The organism is Psychrobacter pacificensis (genome assembly GCF_018336615.1).
GTDB lineage: Bacteria > Pseudomonadota > Gammaproteobacteria > Pseudomonadales > Moraxellaceae > Psychrobacter > Psychrobacter pacificensis.
In genome coordinates, this window is the sequence record NZ_CP048752.1 from 2,285,422 (window position 1) to 2,306,902 (window position 21,481).

A 21,481-nucleotide genomic window follows, 5' to 3' on the forward strand; every position below is an offset into this window, starting at 1 on the left:
GCACATGAAGTCTCTACTATATCTACACTTGATTTAATTGTGATTGGATTGTTGTCATGCGCAAAATAAGCAGAAAATCTGCTATTAAATGGGGTGTCATCACCTTAATTATCGTAGCATTAGGGGCTTTGGCCTATACTTTTTTAAAACCAGAAGAAACCACACCTAACTATTTAACCGCAACCGTTGAAGTCGGTGATATTGAAAACAATGTCATGGCGTCTGGTAAAGTAAAAGCGTTAAATACCGTTGATGTCGGCGCGCAGGTATCTGGCGAGGTAAAACGCCTGTACGTTGAAGTCGGTGATGAAGTCAAGCAAGGCGATTTGATCGCACAGATTGACCAAGTGACCCAAAAAAACAACCTGAGCAACGAACAAGCCAGCCTTGAGCAAAGTGAAGCCGCGCTACAAAGCGCGCAAGCAGAGTCGCTCAGCAAACAGGCAGCACTAAAAAGTGCCTATTCCGATCTTGCTAGCCGCCAATCTGAGCTCAAACAAGCACAGTCTGATTTTGCCCGTTTGCAAGACTTAGTCGCTATCGATGCTATCTCACAACAAGAATATGACACGCAGGCGACCAGTGTCGAGACTGCAAAAGCAGCCGTTGCCAATGCACGTGCGGCTATCGACACAGCTAAAGCCGCGATTGCGACCACAGAAGCCAATATCAACAGTCAGCAAGCAGCATTACGCAAATCACGAACTAACGTCAGTACTGCTGAAGAAGATCTAAGCTATACCACGATTCGTGCACCAATATCAGGTACAGTCGTTTCTATTACGACTGAGCAAGGTACTACGGTCAATGCTAACCAAACGGCGCCCACATTGGTGACGTTAGCAGATTTATCGACCGTACGTATCAACGCGCAAATCTCAGAAGCTGATGTCATTAACGTCAGTGCTGGTATGCCTGCTTATTTCAATATTATCGGTAATCCAGACAAACAGTATGATGCGACATTAACCGCTATCGAACCTGCCCCAGAGCAGATCAGTAGCACCAGCTCGACAGACGCTGCTATCTATTACATCGGCTACGTAGAAGTACCAAACCCTGACCGCTTGTTCCGAATCGATATGACGGCACAGATATATATCATCGTCAACGAAGCCAAAAACACTCTATTAGTACCATCAACAGTGATACAAGAAAAGCGAGCTAAAGAGAAAGGCAAATCAACAACGGGCAAGTTTGTACGTGTATTAAAAGATGACGGAACCGTAGAAGAGCGTACTGTAGAAGTCGGTATTGATAACCGAGTAAATGCGCAAATCTTAAGTGGTTTGAAAGAAGGGGAAGAAGTAATCATCAGTGAAGAGAGCGGTAAGAAATCAGATAGCGGCCGCGTACCTGGTGGACCTCGAATGTAACTTGTGCTTTGACTATGTTGAGTAAGAAAGGCTTGCTAAACATAGCAGCCCTTTCATAACAACACTATAACGCTTATTAGCCTTTATTAAAGACATTGCTATGACTATATCTCAATCTCCTAAACCGTCGACTGAAGATAGCTCTGAAAGTAGCACGGCTCAAAACTTAGGGTCACACACTTCTGCTAATCGCTCAAACAACTCAGCAAAAACCAATACCGCTAACCACTCTGCATCAGGCAAGCCCATTATGGAACTATCTGGCATTATCAGAGAGTTCCCTGCTGGTGAGCAAACCATTCGCGTCTTGCATGATATCAATCTGACGATTCACCAAGGTGAGATGGTCGCTATCATTGGACAGTCAGGCTCTGGTAAGTCCACTTTGATGAATATCTTAGGTTGTCTAGATCAAGCCACTGCTGGTGACTATAAGATTTATGGTCAATCCGCCCGTAAGCTTGATGCCGATCAGCTAGCAGAACTGCGCCGTGAGCACTTTGGTTTTATTTTTCAGCGCTATCATTTGCTTGGTGATATCAGTGCCAAAGACAACGTCGCCGTCCCTGCCGTGTATGCGGGCATGGATACCGAGGCACGCACCAATCGTGCTGAGAAGCTACTAACTGACCTCGGCCTTGGCAATAAGGTCAACAATCGTCCCAATCAGCTCTCAGGTGGACAGCAGCAGCGTGTTTCTGTCGCTCGTGCACTGATGAATGGTGGCGATGTTATCTTAGCAGATGAGCCAACTGGTGCCCTAGACAGTAAGTCTGGCGAAGATGTCATGGCGATTTTGCATGACCTCAGCGCACAAGGTCATACCATTATCATGGTCACTCATGATCCAAAACTAGCAGCACAAGCAGAGCGTGTGATTGAGCTCAAAGATGGCCATGTCATCGCTGACTATCAAACTGAGCATTATAAGCATACAGACAAAAAACCAGAATCTATCCTTGGCGAGCATCGCAAAAGTGCCTTTGGTAGTTTTATTGATCGACTGCTTGAAGCTTTCAAAATGTCTTTGCTTGCCATGCGCGCGCATAAGATGCGTACTCTACTAACGATGCTCGGCATTATTATCGGTATTGCCGCAGTCGTATCTATCGTAGGTCTTGGACAAGGCTCTCAGCAGCAAATCCTTGCCAATATCAGCTCGTTAGGTACCAATACCATTACTGTCAATGATGGCTACCCTAGAGGCGATCCTAGACGCCGCTATAATGATGACAATTTGACACCAGAAGATGCAGAGGCGGTCGGCAATCAGCCCTATATTATCAGCGTCAGCCCTCAGGTAAATGCCAGCTCTAGTGTCCGCTATCGTAATATACAGGAGGATGCTACCGTCAATGGCGTTGGTGAAGACTATCTAACCGTCACTGGTGAGACATTAGCACTGGGCCAAGGGTTTGATGCAAAAAGCATTACATTACGTAGTCAAGATATCATCATCGATGACAACGCTAAACAGACCTTTTTCTCAGACATTGATAACCCTGTTGGCGAGGTAATATTGGTTGGTAGTGTGCCTGGACGCGTGATTGGCGTACTTGAAGAGAGCGATGGTGGCTTTGGTCCCAGTGTAACGACGCCTACTATCTATATGCCTTATACGACAGTGATGTCGCGCGTCACCGGTAGTACCAATATCGACCGCTTTGTGGCGTTGTTAGATGATAGTATCTCTTCTAGTGCCGCAGAGACGGCCATCTCTGACTTGATAGAAAGTCGCCATGGCAAAGATGACTTTGAGCTACGAAATTCAGACTCTATCCGTCAAACCATTGAGTCAACGACAGGTACGATGACCCTACTTATCTCATCAGTTGCAGTTATTTCGTTGATTGTTGGTGGTATTGGGGTCATGAACATCATGCTAGTCTCTGTCACCGAGCGCACTAATGAGATTGGTGTTCGTATGGCAGTAGGTGCGCGTCAAAGCGACATCATGCAGCAATTTCTCATTGAGGCCGTTCTAGTCTGTATCCTAGGGGGACTGATTGGTATTGGAATGGCATTTGCCATTGGTGAGCTGATTAATAGTGTGGGCGGTGACAGTTTCAAAGTCATCTACTCACCGACTTCTATTATTGCCGCATTTGTTTGCTCGACATTGATTGGCGTAGTATTTGGATTCTTGCCAGCACGTAATGCTGCCAAACTAGATCCTGTTGAGGCGCTTTCTCGAGACTAATAATTGAGTATTGACTCGCTTTAGCCAAAAATAGAGCAGTCAATATCGATATAATGGCAAAAATTTAAAGAAACTGGAATAAATTGGCAATTTTATAAGAGAATTACACTTTTTTTATCCTGTGGGGTTGTAATTGTCAGAATTATATATATAATGTGCTCTCACGTTTAGGGATACAAACACTTTAAACGTTAGGGCTGTTAGCTCAGTTGGTAGAGCAGTTGACTTTTAATCAATTGGTCCCGCGTTCGAGTCGCGGACAGCCCACCATATTTTAGTTTAACCTTTATTCATCGTTCTACCCTATCCGGTAGTTGTTTAATAAAGTTAAGTTTAAAAAGCTCTTTTTTAAATGAATTACTCTTGTTGGCAATAATATACATTTATTGTTAGCATAACTTTTAGAAAATTCTATTTAAAGAATATTCTCTTGCGAAGCTAAAATTGCAGTGTCATTTTTATACGCTTCTCAGGGCTGTTAGCTCAGTTGGTAGAGCAGTTGACTTTTAATCAATTGGTCCCGCGTTCGAGTCGCGGACAGCCCACCATATTTGAAAAGCCCAGTTACTATGATAGTAACTGGGCTTTTTTTCGGCTGCACTTTCTATCCTTTATTTTATATCTACTTATGATGTCGCCGTTTAAAAAGTCGGAAGCTGCCTTTCTTACGCCATAGCAGTTTATGTCTGATCGTATCTTTGATGGTGCGCGGGTATTTGGGGGCTTGGTCGATGAACGCATCAAACTCTACCTCACTCATTGCACGCTCTCGACCATGTGCCATCATTACCATTGATGGTTTTAAATCTCTGATTTTTTTTAACGATTGCTTATAAGCCTTGGGATCATAGACAGGAAATGGCGCCACAAACTTATGGCGCAATTTGATGATGAGATCAGCCGTATATACCTGACGACTGGGCAAATGAAATAAAGACAGATCACGATCGGTATGCCCTGGCGTCTCTAACACTTGCCACTCATCAAACCTTGGTACAATATCACCATCGGTGACGGTGATGTCTGGCTTTAGGCTTGCCGAATAGTACAGACTTTTGAATGGGCGACCTTGCCGCCGCGCCACATAGTACGCAAGATTCATATCGACAAAATGCATCGCTCGTCCACCAATACCGCCGTACCACTGACTTTTCTTATCAGCAGAGATAATGCGGCAGCCAGTCTCTTGGCGAAACTTGCGCGCACCGCCCGCATGATCCGGATGCATATGGGTGACCACCACCACTTTTAGGTCTGTTATCGGCCTATTTAGAGTATCTTTGATATACCCAAGTACCATTGGCACATCGGCACGGCAGCAGCCGTCTAGTAGCATTATCTTATCTGGATATACCGCAAGGTAGCTACTTTGGATATACCCCTCTAAGCGTACAATCTCACACGAACTCATTTATCATCCCTGATCATTTGATCCTAGTGTCTTTGTATTTTTAGTATAGCGATAATCAATACAAAACAAATCGTTTTCAGTGAACGCTTGTGACTATAGATACGGTTGATAATAGTCGCATAATGCGTAACATCATTAATGACGACGTTTATACTTCCAGTAAAAACGCAAAAAACCCAGCGCTTAGGCTGGGTCTTCTACATTAAGCATTTACTTTATAGATTTAAAGCTTATCCCATCAATTACGCTATCTACTATGCAAGGTCACGAACCTTAGGCTCACGCTCCCATAGACGAGATTTTGCATTTTCTACAAAGCTGTCAAGCTTAGCGAGCGGTGTGACAAACTCATCTTTTTCTACAGGAAGTTTACTTAAGATAAACTCATCCGTTGCACCGCAATAAGCAATGGCTTTACAGTGTACATAAGCATCAGTGAACCAATCTAGCGTTGAGCTATCCTCCGCCAGTTTCTTAGCTTGATCCGGCATAATGATACTCACTACCGCATCGAAGAATACTGATGGTGCACCAGCAACACGCTCATCTGCTTGGATACGCGTATTGTCGTCAAGCTTGACTTCTTTGCTAGGAGCAACAATTTTGACCATACCGCCTTGAGCGTTAATAGCATCTTCAAAATTCTTAACTTGCTCATGGTTTGATCCTTCAGCTACTAAGATACCAACCAAACGGCCTTTTAGTGATTTAGGCGTACGACCAATCGTTTGCAGAGGCTTAGAGGTGTCCATATCTTGTACTGGTGCTGCTGGTTCTGCCGCTTCTGGTAGCTCCATACCTAAGGCATTGGCAACACGATTAGCTAGATCTTCATCAATATTGATAAGGTGACTGAGCATACGGGTACGTACATGAGGAGTATCTACTTTGCCCAGCTCAAATGCGTAGGCCGTCGCAATATGTGCCTGCTCAGCTGGGGTTTGGCTACGATAGAACATACGTGGCTGACTATAGTGATCAGCGAAGCTCTCAGCACGGATACGACCTTTTACGCCATCGTCCAGTTTTTCATGAAACGAGTTAAAACCTTTTTGAGGACTTTCACGTGGACGGTCTAGATCTAGACTTTGAGGCTCATAAAGCACACGAGTCTTAGGCACTTGCATTTGCATATGACCGTCTTGCTGGTTGTTGGCAAACGGGCATTTTGGCGCATTGATAGGAATCTGAACAAAGTTTGGTGAGCCCAATCGTGACAACTGAGTATCTAAATAACTAAATAGACGGCCTTGTAATAAGGGATCGTTACTAAAGTCGATACCAGGTGGTATATGCGATGGACAGAAGGCTACCTGCTCAGTTTCTGCAAAGAAATTATCTGGATTACGGTTCAGTACCATTTTACCGATGATTTTAACTGGCACTAGCTCTTCTGGAATCAGCTTAGTGGCATCTAAGTGGTCAAATGGAAACTCATTGGCCTCTTCTTCGGTAAAGAGCTGTACACCAAGCTCCCACTCAAAATACATACCATTTTCAATCGCTTCATACATGTCACGGCGGTTATAATCAGGGTCAGCACCAGATATTTTTACCGCTTCATCCCAAATAAGCGACTGTACACCTGCTACTGGTTTCCAATGATAACGGAAGAAAGTACTCTTACCTTCTTTGTTGAGCAAACGGTAGGTATGAATACCAAAACCTTCCATCATGCTAAAGCTACGCGGCAATGCACGATCACTCATCAGCCAAATCAGGTTATGCATCGTCTCTGGGCTTAGCGAGACAAAGTCCCAAAAGGTATCGTGGGCAGATGCCGCTTGCGGAAACCCGCGATCCGGCTCCGGCTTGACTGCATGAATGAGATCAGGAAACTTAATAGCATCTTGAATAAAGAAGATAGGCATATTATTACCGACTAAATCCCAATTACCTTCTTCTGTGTACATCTTGACTGCAAATCCGCGTACGTCACGGGGCGTATCCTTTGAGCCTTTATTACCAGCAACTGTTGAGAAGCGGGTAAATACAGGAGTCTGCTTACCGGTCTCAGTTAGTATTTTAGCTGTTGTATACTCTTCTAACGATTCAGTTAATTCAAAATAACCATGCGCCGCACTACCACGCGCATGGACAATACGCTCAGGAATACGCTCATGGTCAAAGTGGTTGATCTTTTCACGTAGTACAAAATCTTCTAATAGCGTAGGACCACGTGCGCCTGCTTTTAATGAGTTTTGATTGTCGCTGATAGCCACGCCTTGTTGGGTAGTCAATACTTTGGTGTCATCACCTGCGCGCTGATGGGTTTCGCCCCCATTGCCGCGTTCAGTATTCATGTCTTTGGCTGGGTCGGTATGATCGATATTATTATTCATAAAACATCCTATCTAATGAGTAAAATAGTCTCTTCTAAGACCATTAAAAATGTGCTTACACAGGTGTTGTATCCTTTGGGATAATACTGACTTCATCTGTCGATTATCTGTCTGTGATGCTGCATGACCAATTATTAAAAAAGATAAAGGAATAAAAGGCATACGGTTTATCTTACCCAAAAACTAAGTCGCTTATAGTTGCGTATATAGTGAAAGTTGTTGATGTTTGGTTAAAGTTTACGTGCGCAGTCACTCAACCGCTTGACGGCTTTTGAGCCAGCCTAAACGTTAACAATCCAATCTTGTAATTTAGTTATTCTTTAAGGTATGCTTTATGGCGTACTAGAGATCATCGATAAATAACATTGGCATGGTTTTTAGCCATATATTTATCTCTTTTTTATATCACTATAAGGCTATCGACTATGTTACCAACTTCAAATTTCTCGTCCAAAAAACCTTACTGCTCATTATTGGCGGGTGCATCAATGGGACTCCTGGCATTGACCATCAGCCAAACCGCTGCCGCTATCACGACCAAGAACGTCACTTATACAGTGGATAACCAAGCGTACGAGGGCTATTACGCCAAAGCCGATAAGCCCTACGCTCCTTTTATCTTGTTGATTCATGACTGGGATGGTCTAACCGACTATGAGCGCAAACGCGCTGATATGCTAGCGAATGAAGGTTACAACGTACTGGCAGCAGACATGTTTGGGCAAGGCATTCGTCCGACCTCTGTCGAAGAAAATAAGCGTTTAACAGGCGAATTGTATGACGATCGCAACAAAATGCGCCGCATACTACAAGGTGCGTTAAATGCTGGACGACTGGAGGGTAATGATGTGCGCAACGGCACGACCATGGGATACTGTTTCGGTGGTACGGTTGCATTAGAGTTAGCCCGTTCAGGCTTCCCGCAAAAAGCCTTTGTCCCCTTCCATGGAGCCTTTGATACTCCGACCGGTCAAAGTTATGACAAGACCACTGGCGAGATATTGGTATTCCACGGCTCAGCTGACCAGTCTGTCTCTCTAGAGAGCTTTGCAACGCTAGGCAAGACCTTGGAAGCCTCCAACGTACCGCACGAGATGATTACCTATAGCGGCGCACCCCATGCCTTTAGCGTATTTGGCAGTGACAGATATGATGCACGCGCCGATGAGCGCTCTTGGAAACGTTATTTAGACTTCTTAGCAGATGAGTATAAATAATCTAATCGTATAAAAATATCAGTCACCATATAAGCAATGCAAAAAAAAACCTCAACGAATCATCGGTGAGGTGTCTTTTTTTGACGTTCTAATCATTTAATACTTCTGAAAGACCAACAGCTGATTATTGGCAGGCATCGCGTACGTTCTGCTAAGCGTTAGATGATGCATATTTGCTAAATTTACAATGTCTTCTTTATGACGGATACCACTGTCAGAATTACCTTGCCTTAACATCGCATCAAATCGCTGGTTGCCTGCACTGGTATAGTTACCATGTTCGTTAAATGGGCCATAGACAATCAGCTTACCATCCACAGGTAACGCATCACCAGCCAGTAAAAATAGCCGCTCAACTAAAGCCCAGCTAATGATATGTAGCGTATTTGCCGTAAATATCGCATCATAGGGCTTGGCTATATTGCTATTTACTGACTGACTATTAATAGGTACAGAATCGTAAGCCAAATCAAACGCTAATGGTAGAGATAGATTGGGCGCAGGATAAGCATGATACCAAGCCGCTATATGACGGTGGTTGCTCGTGACATCGCTGGTTTGCCACTGTATCTTAGGTAAACGAGGAGCAAAGTAAACACTATGCTGACCCGTTCCAGAGCCAATCTCTAGCACGTGCTTAAAGCCTTGTAGCTCGTTTTGCAATACTTCTAGGATAGGCTGCTTATTGTTCTCGCACGCTTGAGAGAATGGCAACGCGTCGATATCCACTTGGCTGTTTAGATGATCGTTTTGCATGGATACTCTCCTCAGACTGCCCGTTACCTTTGCAGTATCTTTCGCGAATTATTGGCAAAATATGCTACTAGTAAATACCCGCTTCAACGCCAGCGGCTAACGTCATGGCAAGCTCTTTTACTTGGTCAGCAAAGCTGTCTTGCCACTCACCTTGTAGTATCAGTGCCTCTTGAATCCACGACCAACGCAGCCCCGTTGTGATCGTCTTTATTGCAAGCTTGGTACCCGTACCATCATGCCCTGCACGTATATATAGTGCAAATGGCATGCCTTGCTTCTCTTCTAGCACAGGATAATAACAGCGATCAAAGAAGTCTTTGGTCAGTCCTGCCATATATGCCAGATTTTCAGTCGTGCCTAATAGCAAAGCATCAGCAGCCAACACATCTTCAGGCTGCGTGTCCTGCGGCGACTTCAAAATGACATTGATATCTAGATCAGGATGATTGGCACCACCATACGCCGCTTGCGCCAACTTCTCAGTATTGGGTGACGGCGCATGAGCGACAATCAATAACGTTTTTGCCATAGCATTAAAGGCCACGAGCAATACGGAACGTTAAGTTCTGCGTGATATCAGGGTGGAGGCTGTTGGCGACTGGACAAGTCAATGCGGTGTTATAAAAGATCGTTTGCGTTCTATCATCAAGCTCCTTATTAAAGGTCACGATGATATGGATCTCGCTCACGCGTCTTGGATCAGCGGCCATGACTTTGGTCACTTCAGCTGTGGTGCCTGCGAGGTCAATCTCCATGTCACGGGCTTTGATACCAATAATGGTCAACATACAACTGGCCAAACTGGTGGCTAGCAAATCAGTCGGTGAAAACGCCTCGCCCTTGCCTTGATTATCAGTCGGTGCATCGGTGATGATTTCATTATTTGATTGCAAATGAATGGCGGTGGTGCGCAAGTCGCCTTGGTATTGGACGGTTGATGTAGTCATAGGTTCTTTCCTAAGCTAAAATTCAGAAATATACAATCCACTATAAGGTTCAAATAGTGGTTTTATAATGAATCACCAAACTATATTATCAGTATAAGGTAGGTTTTTATACTTGATAAAATCTGAAATTTTAAATAAGGACTTATTAGAAACTGTTAATTCCCATATAGCACTGTATTGGAACCATGGATCTAATAATATTTGAATAGTATCTTCATTGATTAACCTTCGTCTTTCTATCCAGCAAAACTGTTCTGTTTCAAATTTTGTGAGCTTATTATTTCCCTCATAACAGTCCCAAAGAGTTAAATGCTTACCAGCTACGATTGCATATTTGTTATTTGGATCAATTAAAGCACAAGATGGACCACCGTAAAAACTATCAGTAAACAAGATATCCCTGCTTTCTTTATCGATGAGATATGCATCTCCATAGCTGTCATATAAATACAATTTATCCGTTTCTTCTAATATCATTAGATTATCTCAATAAACTTTCAGTTGACCATCTATAGTTATAAATTATTATCAATAAATAAGCCAATAAAAAAGCACTCTATCAAGTGAGCGGGGGCTTTTAGGTATAAGAGGCTAGTGATGATTTGGGCAAGGAAAGAGTTGAAGAACTGCTTTGATGCGAGCGAAAGATAAAACCATTTAAATAAAGAGATTTTCTAGGGAAGTCAGATAAGTTTAAGATAAAAAAAGCCCCTTGATACGTTAGTATCAAGGGGCTTTTTAGGAATAAGGAGCTGACGATGACCTACTCTCACATGGGCGAACCACACTACCATTGGCGCAACGATGTTTCACTTCTGAGTTCGGGAAGGGATCAGGTGGTGCCATCGCGCTATTGTCGTCAGCAAAGGGGGTTAGATATGAGTCTGTTTGTGTGACTTTTGATAAGTACCCTTACCCTAACTGAATCAAGGTTAACGGTGATATCGAAATATTCTGTCTGTTTCTATAGCCTGAGCTATACAAGATAGATTAATTAGACTTGATACAAACCACTTGGGTGTTGTATGGTCAAGCCAAACGAGCAATTAGTACAGGTTAGCTACACACATCACTGTGCTTCCACACCCTGCCTATCAACGTCCTAGTCTTGAACGGCTCTTTAGGGAAATCTAATCTTGAGGTGGGCTTCCCGCTTAGATGCTTTCAGCGGTTATCCCATCCGAACGTAGCTACCGGGCAATGCCATTGGCATGACAACCCGAACACCAGTGGTTCGTCCACTCTGGTCCTCTCGTACTAGGAGCAGATCCTCTCAAATTTCCAACGCCCACGGTAGATAGGGACCGAACTGTCTCACGACGTTCTAAACCCAGCTCGCGTACCTCTTTAAATGGCGAACAGCCATACCCTTAGGACCTGCTTCAGCCCTAGGATGAGATGAGCCGACATCGAGGTGCCAAACACCGCCGTCGATATGAACTCTTGGGCGGTATCAGCCTGTTATCCCCAGAGTACCTTTTATCCGTTGAGCGATGGCCCTTCCATACAGAACCACCGGATCACTAAGACCTACTTTCGTACCTGCTCGACTTGTGGGTCTCGCAGTTAAGCGCGCTTTTGCCTTTATACTCTTCGACCGATTTCCGACCGGTCTGAGCGCACCTTCGTACTCCTCCGTTACTCTTTAGGAGGAGACCGCCCCAGTCAAACTACCCACCATACATTGTCCTCGGTATTGTGATACCTGAGTTAGAACCCCAACATGACCGTGGTGGTATTTCAAGGATGGCTCCACCAAGACTGGCGTCTCGGTTTCAAAGCCTCCCACCTATCCTGCACAAGTCAGGTCAAAGTTCAATGTAAAGCTGTAGTAAAGGTTCACGGGGTCTTTCCGTCTAGCCGCGGGTACACAGCATCTTCACTGCGATTTCGATTTCACTGAGTCTCTGCTGGAGACAGCGCTGCCATCATTATGTCATTCGTGCAGGTCGGAACTTACCCGACAAGGAATTTCGCTACCTTAGGACCGTTATAGTTACGGCCGCCGTTTACTGGGGCTTCGATCAAGACCTTCGCTTACGCTAAGCCCATCAATTAACCTTCCAGCACGGGCAGACATCACACCCTATACGTCCACTTTCGTGTTTGCAGAGTGCTGTGTTTTTAATAAACAGTTGCAGCAGCCTGGTATCTGCGACTGCCAGCAGCTCAAGGAGCAAGTCCTATCACCACCAACAGCGTACCTTCTCCCGAAGTTACGGTACCATTTTGCCTAGTTCCTTCAGCAGAGTTCTCTCAAGCGCCTTGGTATTCTCTACCTGATCACCTGTGTCGGTTTAGGGTACGATTCGTTTATAACTATTGCTTAGAAGCTTTTCCGGAAGCATGGTATTTGCCACTTCGCTGTACATGTACAGCTTGCTATCAGATCTCGGTATAGAATAGCCCGGATTTACCTAAGCTATAAACCTACATCCTTTCACCTGGACAACCAACGCCAGGCTGACATAACCTTCTCCGTCCCTCCATCGCATTATAAACAAGTATCGGAATATTAACCGATTTCCCATCGACTACGCCTTTCGGCCTCGCCTTAGGGGTCGACTCACCCAGCCCCGATTAACGTTGGACTGGAACCCTTGATCTTCCGGCGTGGATGCTTTTCACACCCATTATCGTTACTCACGTCAGCATTCGCTCTTGTGATACCTCCAGCATGCTTTACAACACACCTTCACAGGCTTACACAACGCTCCCCTACCACTTGAAAACAAATTCAAATCCGCAGCTTCTGGCTCCTAGTTTGAGCCCCGTTACATCTTCCGCGCGGGCCGACTCGACTAGTGAGCTATTACGCTTTCTTTAAAGGATGGCTGCTTCTAAGCCAACCTCCTAGCTGTCTATGCCTTCCCACCTCGTTTCCCACTTAACTAGGAATTTGGGGCCTTAGCTGGCGGTCTGGGTTGTTTCCCTCTCCACGATGGACGTTAGCACCCACCGTGTGTCTCCGGATATCACTCATCGGTATTCGGAGTTTGCATCGGTTTGGTAAGTCGGTATGACCCCCTAGCCGAAACAGTGCTCTACCCCCAATGGTGTTCGTCCGAGGCGCTACCTAAATAGCTTTCGGGGAGAACCAGCTATCACCGAGTTTGATTAGCCTTTCACCCCTATCCACAAGTCATCCCCTGGCTTTTCAACGACAGTGGGTTCGGTCCTCCGGTGCCTGTTACGGCACTTTCAACCTGCTCATGGATAGATCACTCGGTTTCGGGTCTATACCCTGCAACTAGTCGCCCTATTAAGACTCGGTTTCCCTACGGCTCCCCTAAACGGTTAACCTTGCTACAGAATATAAGTCGCTGACCCATTATACAAAAGGTACGCGGTCACCCAACAAGTGGGCTCCCACTGCTTGTACGCACACGGTTTCAGGTTCTATTTCACTCCCCTCACAGGGGTTCTTTTCGCCTTTCCCTCACGGTACTGGTTCACTATCGGTCAGTCAGGAGTATTTAGCCTTGGAGGATGGTCCCCCCATCTTCAAACAGGATTTCTCGTGCCCCGCTCTACTTAATATGTTAATGCTAATGTTTCGAATACAGGACTATCACCTACTATGGTCAGCTTTCCCACGCTGTTCTTCTACATTAGTACTAATCGGCTTCTCCCCGTTCGCTCGCCGCTACTAGGGGAATCTCAATTGATGTCTATTCCTAAGGGTACTGAGATGTTTCACTTCCCCTCGTTCGCTTCCTAATAAATTAGGATACCTACCTTATGGTAAGTGGGTTTCCCCATTCAGAAATCTCCGGATCACAGGATATTGCCGCCTCCCCGAAGCTTATCGCAGGCTGTCACGTCTTTCATCGCCTCTGACTGCCAAGGCATCCACCATGTGCGCTTCATTACTTGACCATACAACCCCAAGTAGTCTTTCGACTTCTATGTGTCATACAATCTAATTATGATAACGATATCACCTATGTTTATACGCTTGATTCAGTTCTCTTTACTTTTTTAATAACTCACCCCTGGGATAACAAACAATGTCGTTAAGAGGTGAGTTATTAAGGTTAAGATGGGCGCGTGAATACGCTCATCCTAACCCAGACTCATATCTATGTTTTTAAATAGTTCCTATGCTCTCGTCGAGTCATAGTTTTCTGTATAAAACAGAAAGAAGTAATCGTGTGCAAATCACTTGTTTCTATTTGATACCTATTTTATTTAGCACGCTAAGCTTAGCTGTATGTAGTGGTGGAGCCAAACGGAGTCGAACCGTTGACCTCCTGCGTGCAAGGCAGGCGCTCTACCAACTGAGCTATGGCCCCTGAGCGAGGATACAATCGAAGCACTGCTTCGATCCGAGCACAAGAGGAAATCCCTTAAAGCGGATTTACTTAGGGCTCTTTCACCTACATTAATAATGGTGGGTCTAAGTGGACTCGAACCACTGACCCCCGCGTTATCAACACGGTGCTCTAACCAGCTGAGCTACAGACCCTAATACGTCCTAAAACGTAAGCTTAAACTAAAGAACAACTTGTTGTGAATTCTTGCTGAGCGAATGCTGTCTATAAGGAGGTGATCCAGCCGCAGGTTCCCCTACGGCTACCTTGTTACGACTTCACCCCAGTCATCAACCACACCGTGGTGATCGCCCTCACTAAGTTAGGCTAACCACTTCTGGTGCAATCAACTCCCATGGTGTGACGGGCGGTGTGTACAAGGCCCGGGAACGTATTCACCGCGGCATTCTGATCCGCGATTACTAGCGATTCCTACTTCATGGAGTCGAGTTGCAGACTCCAATCTGGACTACGATAGGCTTTTTGAGATTCGCATCACATCGCTGTGTAGCTGCCCTCTGTACCTACCATTGTAGCACGTGTGTAGCCCTGGTCGTAAGGGCCATGATGACTTGACGTCGTCCCCGCCTTCCTCCAGTTTGTCACTGGCAGTATCCTTAGAGTTCCCACCCGAAGTGCTGGTAACTAAGGACAAGGGTTGCGCTCGTTGCGGGACTTAACCCAACATCTCACGACACGAGCTGACGACAGCCATGCAGCACCTGTATCACAATTCCCGAAGGCACTCTCGTATCTCTACAAGATTCTGTGTATGTCAAGACCAGGTAAGGTTCTTCGCGTTGCATCGAATTAAACCACATGCTCCACCGCTTGTGCGGGCCCCCGTCAATTCATTTGAGTTTTAACCTTGCGGCCGTACTCCCCAGGCGGTCTACTTATTGCGTTAGCTGCGTCACTAAGTCCTCAAGGGACCCAACGACTAGTAGACATCGTTTACGGCGTGGACTACCAGGGTATCTAATCCTGTTTGCTACCCACGCTTTCGAGCCTCAGTGTCAGTATGATGCCAGGAAGCTGCCTTCGCCATCGGTATTCCTTCAGATCTCTACGCATTTCACCGCTACACCTGAAATTCTACTTCCCTCTCACCTACTCTAGCCTAACAGTTTCAGATGCAGTTCCCAGGTTAAGCCCGGGGATTTCACATCTGACTTATCAAGCCACCTACGCTCGCTTTACGCCCAGTAATTCCGATTAACGCTTGCACCCTCTGTATTACCGCGGCTGCTGGCACAGAGTTAGCCGGTGCTTATTCTGCAGCTAATGTCATCGTCCCCGGGTATTAACCGAAGAGTCTTCTTCACTGCTTAAAGTGCTTTACAACCAAAAGGCCTTCTTCACACACGCGGCATGGCTGGATCAGGGTTCCCCCCATTGTCCAATATTCCCCACTGCTGCCTCCCGTAGGAGTCCGGGCCGTGTCTCAGTCCCGGTGTGGCTGATCATCCTCTCAGACCAGCTACAGATCGTCGCCATGGTAGGCCTTTACCCCACCATCTAGCTAATCCGACTTAGGCTCATCTAATAGCGCAAGGTCTAATGATCCCCTGCTTTCTCCCGTAGGACGTATGCGGTATTAATTCGAGTTTCCCCGAGCTATCCCCCACTACTAGGTAGATTCCTAAGTATTACTCACCCGTCCGCCGCTCGACGCCTGATAGCAAGCTATCATCGTTTCCGCTCGACTTGCATGTGTTAAGCCTGCCGCCAGCGTTCAATCTGAGCCATGATCAAACTCTTCAGTTTAATCTATCTGAAGCCTTTACCTATAAATAGGAAGACGACTTCTAATCTTGGCTCATCTAATCTGGCAAAATCGCTCGTAATTATGTTCGTAATGAATTAACTTTGAGTTTTTCTGCTGTCTTAAATGATAATTTTTATAGTTGGTCTTCTACCGTAAAGATAGTCGATCAACTTTATTTTTTAGCATTCTGAATCAGCAAAAATCCACACAAGTTGTTCTTTAGTTATGCTTTTAAATAGTCTCAATCACTGTCGTCCAGTCATCGATATATAGGGTATTACTAACGCTATTCGCCTTTTCCGTCTCCGGTTAAGCTATCTAGCGAGCCGACTATCTTATCATAATGATTTGAATTGTCAAGACTTTTTGTAATTTGTTTCGCCAGGTTAACTGGGTTATTAATGTGTAATCTACACATCTTTCACTGCCAGCTCGTCTGATGAGGGCGTATTATAGACCCTTTATTTATTTAGTCAAGAAGTATTTTCTATTTAATTCAAACAATTTGCATCGTTCAAATCAGTAAATCACTTCCCTTTCGACTGGGACGCATTATACGCGGGTTTGAGGCTGGGTCAAGGATTATTTCGAGGGTCTTGCTCACTGCCTTGGCAAACATCAAATTGTAGAGATATTCCAATGGTTTATGCACTTCAATGATTTTACTTATTTGACAATGGTTACGCAAAATAGGGTTTGCACTAGTTATCTAAGACACCCCCTTCGTTTGGATGTACATTTCGTTCAGAAACATAATGAATGGCTATTATGCAAGGATAAAACGTATCTGATAGTAGGATATTCTTCAATATAGTTGATCCAATTTAAGAGTGGTACAAGGCGACCGAGTGCAGATGTATACGTCATACTTCAAGCGAGGTTAACGCTGTAACGCTTTTTTAGTGGATTGACTATAACACCATGTTTTTATAGTAAATAACGTATAAAAAAAGGGACTCACCTATTGGCAAGTCCCTTTTTTTATCTCAGTAACGTTCATATTTACACTTACATCTTTGCTTTGATCGTAGTCACAATACCAGATAACGCATAAATGATACCGATCGCCAAGATACCAACAGGTATATCATAAAGCACAATACTCATGACCAGTACGCCAATGATAAGCACCACAAAGGGTACTTTCTTTTTATCAAACTCTTTAAAGCTGTAGTACTTAACATTACTGACCATAAGCAGACCACAAATGACCACCCACGCTGCGAACAAAAACATGATCGCCGTATCGTACTGACCAATCCATTCGTTATGATCAACTGCCACCATAACAGCAGAGGTTACTAGAATGGCGGCAAGCGGACTGGCCAAACCAACGAAGTATTTTTTATCGACAATGCCCACCTGCACATTGAAACGTGCAAGACGAAAGGCAGCACAGGCAGTAAAGACAAAGGCACAGCCAATCCCAATACGACCCAGCGGCTCTAGGGCAAAGCTATAAACCAACATAGCAGGCGCAACGCCAAACGCGAGCATATCTGCTAATGAATCATATTGCTCACCAAACGGGCTTTGGGCATTCAGCATACGGGCAACGCGACCGTCGGCACCATCTAGAATACCTGATAAAAAGATAGCCAAAGCCGCCTTGTAAAACTCGCCTTGCGTACTTGCCAAAATTGAATAAAATCCTGATAGCAGTGACAAAGTGGTAATCAAATTAGGCGCTAAATAGACACCGCGACTGACCACACGCTTACCTTCCGCGACTTCCGCCTCGACGACCTCAAAGGTCAAACCATCATAATTGTCATTGTCCGCTAGACGAATATTAAACTCATGCTCATCCATGTATGGAGGCTGGGTCGCTGCATTATCCTGCAACGCTCCCTCTTTTGGTGACATGTTATTTGGTTCGCCTTCAGGTGGCTGCATATTCGTCATCTTGATATCCTTATTGGCCAATATTGCTGTTCACTGACATCATCTACTGACGTCACTATTCACCAACCAGCCAGCGTACATTGGTCGCACTGTCAGGTGTTAAGTCTGGCGCATCTTCTACTTTTAGTACTGGCTGCAAGAAACGTAATATCTCGCGAGCATGGTTATCAAACTGCCATGGCGGATTGATAACCAGTAGACCTGTACCGTTCAGACCGACGGCCACATCATTAGGATAAATATTCAGCTCACAAACCAGCTGACGACGAATCTCGGTACGCTTGAGCTTCTTATAAAACAACTCAACCGCTTCGATATTTTTGATTGGGAACCACAGCGCATAAGTACCTTGTGGCCATTTGTTATAAGCCGAGACTAATAAATCGATCAGGCGCGTAAAGTCTTTATGCTCTTGCTCAAAGGGAGGATCAAGGAAAATTAAACCGCGCTTTTCTTTTGGGGGAATAACAGCGGTGATACCTTCAAAAGCATCACGATGCTGGATACCAATTGGCAGCTTATATAGCTGATAGTTCAGTGCATCATACTCAGTCGCTTTGGCTTCAAAAGCTTCGGCGCGCACGCCAGCATCAGGTTTTTTATCGGCGGTTTTTTCGACATGATGAGCAATCCACCACGGCGAACCCGGGTAGACTTTATTGTCGTAAGTGAATTTGGCTTGTTTAATACCTTTCATGTAATCTTTGACAGCGGCTGGTGCTTTTTCGGTATCTGCTTTCAAAAAAGCCTGAATACCGCCTTTGGCCTCCCCTGTCTTGCGCGCTTCTTCACTGCTTAGTGAATACAGTCCGCGGCCGCCATAAGCGTCAAGCACATAAAACGGTTTGTTTTTCTGCCCCAATTGATTGAGCAGTTGTACCAATAAAATGTGTTTAACCACATCAGCAAAGTTACCAGCGTGGTAGGCGTGTTTATAGTTCATAATCTCAAAAGTTTAAATAAGAAAAATTGCATCTATGGTAGCATAGGCGGAGTAAAAGATAATGTGGTTTTAGTAAGCGCTTTCGATAAAAACGCATTGAATGGCGGTATATTGACCATTGATTGATAAGAATGAGATGAAATGACGCAGATTATTAGCAACCTGAACAAGACAGCGTTGGTCGTTGATCATCCGATAGGACAGGACAATCCTCCGTTACTATCTCCAGACAGTCATAACGACGACCCTAACGCGCCTACCCAGAAGATGCTGCAACTGTCTGATTTTGCAGTCAACTGGGAAAATAGACTGACGGATGAGCAGCTTGATACATTTGTCACTGATGGCTGGCTCACTATTGATAATGTATTTAATAAGACCGCATTACTTGCGCTACAAGCAGAAAGCGGTTTTATTGACTATCGTGATGCGGCGCTAACCGCTGGCATTCGTATCAGTGATATTCGCGGTGATAGGATACGCTGGATCACCGAGAACTTTTTTGCAGGCTACTATTATCTACAAAGCATTAACGCCCTCGCCGCTCTGTTTAATCGTAGCTTATTCGCTGGTATTCGTCATAGCGAAGCGCATTATGCGTGTTATCCGATTGGCTTTGGCTATCAATGGCACAGCGACAATCCTGCTGGGCGCGATGAACGGGTGATCTCAGCGGTGTTTTATCTTAATGATGATTGGGAAGCGACTGACGGCGGCGCGCTAGAAGTCGTTGATAAGCATGGCACGCACCATGAAGTGATGCCAGTTGCCAACAGATTGATCATTTTCGACAGTGATTTGCAGCATCAAGTACAAATCGCGCATCGTCAGCGTTACTCTATTGCTACGTGGATGCGCCGTGACGGTCTTGTACCCTTTGTCGAAGTAGACGCTTAGCACCTATTACTCATTATCTATTTATATTTAACATTTTCATTATTATACAAAAGGCTAACCCATGTCAGACTCTCACCAACAGCCCACCCACCAACAAGCAACCTTAGACTTAAGTATTGCCTTGTTAGAACGTCCTTCAGTGACACCAGACGATGATGGTTGCCAAGACATATTGTCAGAGCGTTTGGAGCAAGCAGGCTTTGACTGCGAGTTTATGTACTATGGTGACAGACAAGCAAAGGGTGAACATGCTGAAGTTAAAAACTTGTGGGCACGCCGTGGCACGACGGATCCCGTAATTTGCTTTGCCGGTCATACAGACGTGGTACCAACGGGTGATGAAAAAAACTGGACGTATCCACCATTTACGCCAACCATTGCTGATGGCTATCTATGGGCGCGCGGTGCCGCCGATATGAAGACAGGCATTGCTGCCTTTACTATCGCCGCCGAACGCTTCGTTGCCAATCATCCTGAGCACAATGGTTCGATTGCTTTTTTGCTCACTTCAGATGAAGAAGGTCCATCAATCAACGGTACGGTCAAAGTCATCGAAACCTTAGAGGCTCGTCAAGAAAAAATTACTTATTGTCTTGTGGGTGAACCATCGAGCACGGATACGTTAGGCGATATTATCAAAAACGGTCGTCGTGGCTCGCTAGGCGCAGAGCTGACGGTCACAGGTAAGCAAGGTCATGTTGCCTATCCACATTTGGCCTGTAATCCTATTCATGCAGCGATGTCTGCCCTTGCTGAATTGACATCTACCGCATGGGATACTGGTAATGATTACTTCCCTGCCACTTCCTTGCAAATATCAAATATCAATGGCGGCACAGGTGCAACCAACGTCATTCCTGAAACGCTAAACGTTGTCTTTAACTTTCGCTTTTCGACAGAGACGACTGAAGATGAGCTAAAGGCAAAAACCCACGCTATCTTTGATAAGCACTTTGCTAATAGCCAAGTTTCAGAGAATAAAGCCAGTTACGACATCAATTGGAAGTTATCTGGTCAGCCGTTTTTGACCCCTGAAGGGAAACTGGTCTCGGCATGCCAAAACGCCATCAAAAAAGTCACCGATGTCGACACCACCTTATCAACCTCTGGCGGTACGTCCGATGGACGCTTTATTGCCCCGACTGGTGCGCAGGTTGTTGAATTAGGCGTACGTAACGCCACCATTCACCAGGTCGATGAAAAGGTTGAAGTTGATGATTTGGGCAGGTTAGCGCAGATTTATGAGGGAATTTTGAAGAATTTGTTGCTTGATTAGGCTCTACCGTATCAATGACGTTAATAAAACAGCAACAATAAAGGCAGCGCTTAAATGTTTAGCGCTGCCTTTATTTGTTTTAAGTATTATTGTAGCCTAATAAATAACCTGTATTAACAGTCACTTAAGA

General features: G+C 45.0%; 13 protein-coding genes, 4 tRNA genes and 3 rRNA genes. 7 read left to right on the forward strand and 13 right to left on the reverse strand.

The window, feature by feature from the left end; translation table 11 throughout:
- The first annotated feature begins 56 nt into the window (after nt 1–56).
- The 4 genes from GYK50_RS09570 (at nt 57) to GYK50_RS09585 (ending at nt 4,124) form a co-directional block, all read left to right on the forward strand.
- Nucleotides 57–1,376, forward strand: a complete 1,320-nt coding sequence (locus GYK50_RS09570; RefSeq protein WP_212563802.1) for an efflux RND transporter periplasmic adaptor subunit — start codon at nt 57–59, stop codon at nt 1,374–1,376.
- Between the two features lie 250 nt (nt 1,377–1,626).
- Nucleotides 1,627–3,576: a MacB family efflux pump subunit gene (locus GYK50_RS09575; RefSeq protein WP_284719809.1), complete on the forward strand. Its 1,950-nt coding sequence runs from the start codon at nt 1,627–1,629 to the stop codon at nt 3,574–3,576.
- 194 nt (nt 3,577–3,770) lie between these two features.
- Nucleotides 3,771–3,846 (forward strand) — tRNA-Lys (locus GYK50_RS09580).
- A 202-nt stretch (nt 3,847–4,048) separates the two neighbouring features.
- Nucleotides 4,049–4,124, forward strand: a tRNA-Lys gene (locus GYK50_RS09585).
- 74 nt (nt 4,125–4,198) lie between these two features.
- On the opposite strand, the gene GYK50_RS09590 is transcribed toward GYK50_RS09585, so the two are convergent.
- Both GYK50_RS09590 and GYK50_RS09595 read right to left on the reverse strand, forming a co-directional pair.
- Complete coding sequence (locus GYK50_RS09590) at nt 4,199–4,987, reverse strand: MBL fold metallo-hydrolase (RefSeq protein ID WP_212563804.1); 789 nt, start codon at nt 4,985–4,987, stop codon at nt 4,199–4,201.
- Between the two features lie 254 nt (nt 4,988–5,241).
- Nucleotides 5,242–7,329 (reverse strand): catalase, encoded by a 2,088-nt coding sequence (locus GYK50_RS09595; RefSeq protein ID WP_212563805.1) that lies wholly within the window; start codon nt 7,327–7,329, stop codon nt 5,242–5,244.
- A 425-nt stretch (nt 7,330–7,754) separates the two neighbouring features.
- Here GYK50_RS09595 and GYK50_RS09600 point away from each other — a divergent pair, with 425 nt between their 5' ends.
- Nucleotides 7,755–8,546 carry a dienelactone hydrolase family protein gene (locus tag GYK50_RS09600; protein WP_212563806.1) on the forward strand — a complete coding sequence of 264 codons (792 nt, stop codon included), beginning with the start codon at nt 7,755–7,757 and terminating at the stop codon, nt 8,544–8,546.
- Nucleotides 8,547–8,642: 96 nt separating this feature from the next.
- On the opposite strand, the gene GYK50_RS09605 is transcribed toward GYK50_RS09600, so the two are convergent.
- The 11 genes from GYK50_RS09605 to GYK50_RS09655 all read right to left on the reverse strand — a co-directional run bounded on the left by GYK50_RS09605 (nt 8,643) and on the right by GYK50_RS09655 (nt 19,178).
- Nucleotides 8,643–9,302: a DUF938 domain-containing protein gene (locus GYK50_RS09605; protein ID WP_212563807.1), complete on the reverse strand. Its 660-nt coding sequence runs from the start codon at nt 9,300–9,302 to the stop codon at nt 8,643–8,645.
- A 67-nt stretch (nt 9,303–9,369) separates the two neighbouring features.
- Nucleotides 9,370–9,831 carry a flavodoxin family protein gene (locus tag GYK50_RS09610; protein ID WP_071003252.1) on the reverse strand — a complete coding sequence of 154 codons (462 nt, stop codon included), beginning with the start codon at nt 9,829–9,831 and terminating at the stop codon, nt 9,370–9,372.
- 4 nt (nt 9,832–9,835) lie between these two features.
- Nucleotides 9,836–10,249 carry an OsmC family protein gene (locus GYK50_RS09615; RefSeq protein WP_212563808.1) on the reverse strand — a complete coding sequence of 138 codons (414 nt, stop codon included), beginning with the start codon at nt 10,247–10,249 and terminating at the stop codon, nt 9,836–9,838.
- 72 nt (nt 10,250–10,321) lie between these two features.
- Nucleotides 10,322–10,726, reverse strand: a complete 405-nt coding sequence (locus GYK50_RS09620; protein ID WP_212563809.1) for a hypothetical protein — start codon at nt 10,724–10,726, stop codon at nt 10,322–10,324.
- 273 nt (nt 10,727–10,999) lie between these two features.
- A 5S ribosomal RNA gene (rrf, locus tag GYK50_RS09625) occupies nt 11,000–11,113 on the reverse strand.
- Between the two features lie 161 nt (nt 11,114–11,274).
- Nucleotides 11,275–14,128 (reverse strand): 23S ribosomal RNA (locus GYK50_RS09630).
- 340 nt (nt 14,129–14,468) lie between these two features.
- A tRNA-Ala gene (locus GYK50_RS09635) sits at nt 14,469–14,544 on the reverse strand.
- Between the two features lie 96 nt (nt 14,545–14,640).
- Nucleotides 14,641–14,717 (reverse strand) — tRNA-Ile (locus tag GYK50_RS09640).
- A 73-nt stretch (nt 14,718–14,790) separates the two neighbouring features.
- Nucleotides 14,791–16,329 (reverse strand): 16S ribosomal RNA (locus GYK50_RS09645).
- Together the 16S, 23S and 5S rRNA genes with 2 tRNA genes alongside form the textbook arrangement of a ribosomal RNA operon.
- A 1,009-nt stretch (nt 16,330–17,338) precedes the next feature.
- Nucleotides 17,339–18,142, reverse strand: a complete 804-nt coding sequence (gene pssA / locus GYK50_RS09650; protein ID WP_212564545.1) for a CDP-diacylglycerol--serine O-phosphatidyltransferase — start codon at nt 18,140–18,142, stop codon at nt 17,339–17,341.
- A 148-nt stretch (nt 18,143–18,290) separates the two neighbouring features.
- The gene (locus tag GYK50_RS09655) at nt 18,291–19,178 is read right to left on the reverse strand and encodes a 23S rRNA (adenine(2030)-N(6))-methyltransferase RlmJ (protein ID WP_212563810.1); all 888 of its coding nucleotides are present in this window, start codon (nt 19,176–19,178) and stop codon (nt 18,291–18,293) included.
- Nucleotides 19,179–19,319: 141 nt separating this feature from the next.
- Between GYK50_RS09655 and GYK50_RS09660 the strand changes: the two genes are divergently transcribed.
- Nucleotides 19,320–20,075: a 2OG-Fe(II) oxygenase gene (locus GYK50_RS09660; protein ID WP_212563811.1), complete on the forward strand. Its 756-nt coding sequence runs from the start codon at nt 19,320–19,322 to the stop codon at nt 20,073–20,075.
- A gap of 61 nt (nt 20,076–20,136) precedes the next feature.
- Nucleotides 20,137–21,351 carry a succinyl-diaminopimelate desuccinylase gene (dapE, locus tag GYK50_RS09665; RefSeq protein ID WP_212563812.1) on the forward strand — a complete coding sequence of 405 codons (1,215 nt, stop codon included), beginning with the start codon at nt 20,137–20,139 and terminating at the stop codon, nt 21,349–21,351.
- Nucleotides 21,352–21,481 lie beyond the last annotated feature (130 nt).